The organism is Planctomycetota bacterium (assembly GCA_026387035.1).
In the GTDB taxonomy this organism is placed as follows: Bacteria; Planctomycetota; Phycisphaerae; order FEN-1346; family FEN-1346; genus JAPLMM01.
Map to the genome: position 1 here is coordinate 1 of JAPLMM010000268.1, position 3970 is coordinate 3970.

Annotated in this window: 3 protein-coding genes; all 3 read right to left on the minus strand. The window is 69.6% G+C overall.

Features of this window, described 5'->3' with window-relative positions; translation table 11 throughout:
• Positions 1-1379, minus strand: a 1379-nt coding sequence (locus NTX40_10360; GenBank protein MCX5649475.1) for a UDP-N-acetylmuramoyl-L-alanyl-D-glutamate--2,6-diaminopimelate ligase, incomplete at its 3' end; no start/stop codon positions are given.
• Positions 1380-1616: 237 nt separating this feature from the next.
• Positions 1617-3362, minus strand: coding sequence for a penicillin-binding transpeptidase domain-containing protein (locus NTX40_10365; GenBank protein ID MCX5649476.1), 1746 nt, complete (start codon positions 3360-3362; stop codon positions 1617-1619).
• Between the two features lie 29 nt (positions 3363-3391).
• Positions 3392-3895, minus strand: a complete 504-nt coding sequence (locus tag NTX40_10370; GenBank protein ID MCX5649477.1) for a hypothetical protein — start codon at positions 3893-3895, stop codon at positions 3392-3394.
• Positions 3896-3970 lie beyond the last annotated feature (75 nt).

Consider the following 3970-nt stretch of genomic DNA (forward strand, 5'->3'; position numbering starts at 1 on the left):
TACGTTTCGTGGCCTTTGCCGGCGATGAGGACGGCGTCGCCTTCGGCCGCTTCGCGGATCGCCAGTTCGATCGCCCGCCGGCGGTCCAGTTCCGCCGTCGCCGCCGCGGGCGAAGAGAATCCCTTGAAAATCTCCTCCGCAATCGCCCGCGGGTCCTCGCTCCGCGGATTGTCGCTCGTGACGACGATCCGGTCGGCGAGACGTTCGGCCACCCGCGCCATCTCCGGCCGCTTCTTGCGGTCGCGGTCGCCCCCGCATCCGAACACCAGAATCAGGCGCCGCGGTGAAAGCCCACGCACCGCCTCCAGCACGTTCTCGAGCGCATCCGCCGTGTGCGCGTAATCCACCAGCACCGTGAAAGGCCGGTCCGTCGGCACCTTTTCGAGGCGGCCCCTCACCGTGGTCACCGCCTCGAGCCCCGCGACCGTCGCCTCGATCGGAACAGCCAGCGCCTCGGCTATCGCCGCCGCCGTCAGACAGTTCCGCACGTTGTGCTTCCCCAGCAGGGCCGTGTGCACCGGCGCCCGTCCGCGCGGCAGGAGCAGGGTGAAGCGGCTCCCCTCAAGGCTCGTCGCCAGGTCCTCCGCCCGGACGTCCGCGGGACGGTCCAGGCCGTACCACAGGACGCGCGCCGGCGTCGCCTCGGCAAACAAAGGGCTCGCCTCGTCGTCGGCGTTCAGAACGGCCCACGCCTCGGCCGACAGGCCCGCGAACAGGCGCCCCTTCGCCTGGCGGTAGGACGGCATGTCCTTGTGATAGTCCAGGTGCTCCGGCGTCAGGTTCGTGAACGCACCGACGTTGAACGCGATGCCCGCCACCCGGCGCTGGTCCAGCGCGTGGCTGGAAACCTCCATCACCGCCGCCTCCAGCCCTTCCTCGACCATCTCGGCGAAGTACGCCGCCAGGTCCGTCGCGTCCGGCGTCGTCATCCGCGACGGAATCCACCGCTCGCCGATCTGGTAACCCACCGTCCCCAGGAGTCCGGTCGCGTGCCCCGCCTTCTCCAGAATACTCCGCACCAGATACGTCGTGGTGGTTTTTCCGTTGGTTCCCGTGACGCCGACGACCGTCAGCCGCTGCGTCGGGTCGCCGGCCAGCGCGTGGGCCGCCAACGCCAACGCCTCGCGCGCGTCCGGCACGACGACCAGGGGCGGGTTGCCCGGCAGCCGGACCGTCCGCTCGACGACGGCCGCCACGGCCCCGGCCTCGAGGGCCGGTTGCACGAACTCGTGTCCGTCCACATGCGTCCCGACGAGCGCGACGTACAAGTCGCCTCGCCGCACCCCGCGAGAATCGTGGACCACGCGCGCGACGTCCACATCCCCCGCGCCGACGACGCGCGATCCGGGGATCCGCTTGGCCAGGTCCGAAAGTTTCATCCGGGCTTCCCTTAATTTCACAACGCCCTCTCAACGCAGAGAGCGCCGAGAACGCAGAGGTAAGATTTCTTTCACAACCCCGGCGCGCCGGGGCACGGTAAGAAAATAGGGACAGTCACCTATTTCCGACGGTCCGTGTGGCACGGCGGGCCTTGTCCCGCCGTGCGCCGATGCACGGCCGGGCAAGACCGGCCGTGCCACTCAGTGTAGTGTCATTCGACCTTTCTGGAGACGGCGCTAGTCGGTCACCAGGCTGGTCGGCGGCCGGTCGGGCGCCGAGCCCGAAGGTGAAACGCCCAGGTACTCGAGCGTCCGCTCGAGGATCTTCTTGACGGCCGGCGCCGCCACCGTGCCCCCGTAGTAGCCGAGCGACGCGTCCGGCTCGTTGACGGAAACGAGGACCACCACGCGCGGGGCGTCGGCCGGAGCCCCGCCCAGGAACGAGCCGATGTAGCGCGTGTGACTCACCGCCCGGGTTTCCGGGTCGATCTTCTGGGCCGTCCCCGTCTTGCCGAACACGCGGTAGCCTGGAATATGGCACGCCTTGCCCGTCCCCTGCTCGACGACGCCCACGAGGGCCCGGTCAATCATCTTGCGTGCGGTCGCCGGGTCAAGAGCCTTCCCGACGACTTCCGGCTCGGCGAGGTCGGCGACGACGCGGCCGCGGCCGTCCAGGACGCCGCGCAGAATCTTCGGCCGGAGCAACTTGCCCTCGTTCGCGATCGCCGCAAACGCCGTGACCAACTGAAGCGGCGTCGCCGAAAACTCCTGACCGAACGGGATGCGCGTCGTGCTCAGGCGGGTCCAACGCGCGAGCGGATACACCAGGCCCGGGTCTTCGCCGGGCAGCCAGACGCCCGTCCGCCGGCCGAATCCGAACCCCGTGAGCGCCTCGTACAGCCGCTCGTTCCCCAGGCGCACGCCCAGTTTCGCCATCCCGATGTTGCTCGACTTGATGAGGATTTCCTCGAACGTCAGGTTGCCGTAGCGGTGCCCGGCGTCGTGGAGTTTCGCGGCCGCCCAGTAACCGTCCTCGCAGTAGAGAACCTCGCCCAGGCGAACGGCGTTTCGCTCGAGGGCGACAGAGGCGAGGAACGGTTTGGCGCAACTGCCCGGCGGCGAGGGGTCCGTCACCGCCCGGTTTCGCCGCGCGTCCGCCGGCGTTTCGCCGTACCGATTCGGATCGAACGTCGGCACGTTCGCCAGCGCCAGGATCGCCCCCGTCCGGGGGTCCATCACGATGGCCGTGGCGCTTGCGGCATGGAACTTTTCGCTCGCTTCGGCGACGGCCTCCTCCGCCCACGCCTGAATCATCGCGTCGATCGTCAGGACCAGGTGCTCGCCGTCCTCCGCCGGAACGAACTGGTCCGGCTCGGACCAGATGGGCCGGCGCCGGCGATCCGCGAGGATGTACGCCTGGCCCTTGCGTCCGGCCAGCCGGTCGTCGAACATCCGCTCCAGGCCCTCCAGGCCCTGCTGCTCCTCCTGGCCGACGAACCCGAGGACGTGGGCGGCCAGCGAGCCGTTCGGATAGTGCCGCTCACCTTCCGCCGTCACGCCGATGCCGAACACGCGAAGACGCCGGACGGCCTCGGCCGTCTCCGGCGACACCCGACGCTTCAACCACACGAACCGCTGCTTCCGGTCTTCCGCCAGGATCCGATACAACTCATCGGCCGTCATGCCGAGGACCGGGGCGGCCTTGGCGGCGGCGTCGGCGGGGTCCTCGACGACGAAAGGGTCGGCGAACACACTCGGAACTTCCACGCTTGCCGCCAGAATCCGCAGATGGCTGTCCAGAATGCTCCCGCGCTCCGGCCGAATCGGCACCGTCATGTGGAGTTGCTGGGACGCGCGGCGAGCGAGCGGTTCGGAGGAAACGACCGCAATCCACAGAAGCCAACCGCCCAGCGCGGCAAGCAGCAGGCCGAGCGCCCCCGTCACCAGGAAGGCGACCCGGCGCTGATGGTTCGGTGCAATCACGTCATCCCCTTGGCGGGTGCGCCAGGATTTTACGGCACTTGGCGAAGGCGCGAAACCCCGGCGGGGTGGCACGGCGGGCCTTGCCCCGCCGTGCGCCCTGCACGGCCGGACAAGACCGGTCGTGCCACACAATCCCTGTAAGGCGCACCCCTTGGCGCCTGAGCGGCCGAGGCAACGCACACGACCCTACGGCGGCGCCCCGTTCCCCCGCTCGGCGAGAAAAGGCGGCAGTGCCCCGGCGTTCGGCCCGCCATCCCGGCGGGACGCTGCGCCGGGGCGAAGCCCGGCCCGCCCCCTGCCCCGTCACTCGCAGCCCGCCACTCCTGGACTTCCTGCCGCAGACGCTGCGGGCTCTTGAACTCGGCCACGGTCAGTTCCAGTTGTTTGCACGACTTCTCCAGGTCCCGTTTCTCGCGGAACAGGCTGTGCAGGCGGTGGCCCGCGCACACCGTCTCCGTCCGCAGGTGGACCAGGGCCATCGCGATGCCCACCAACAGGACCGCCAATCCTCCGAGCCGCACGCACAGTCTCATCGCATCGCCACCTGTTCTCCGGCCGCGGCCGCCTCGACGCCCTCGAGCAGCACGATGCGCTGCCCGGCGCGCAGT

Excerpts from the sequence above, each read along its gene's own strand:
- NTX40_10370 (MCX5649477.1), bottom strand. The coding sequence starts at position 3,895 with ATGAGACTGTGCGTGCGGCTCGGAGGATTGGCGGTCCTGTTGGTGGGC.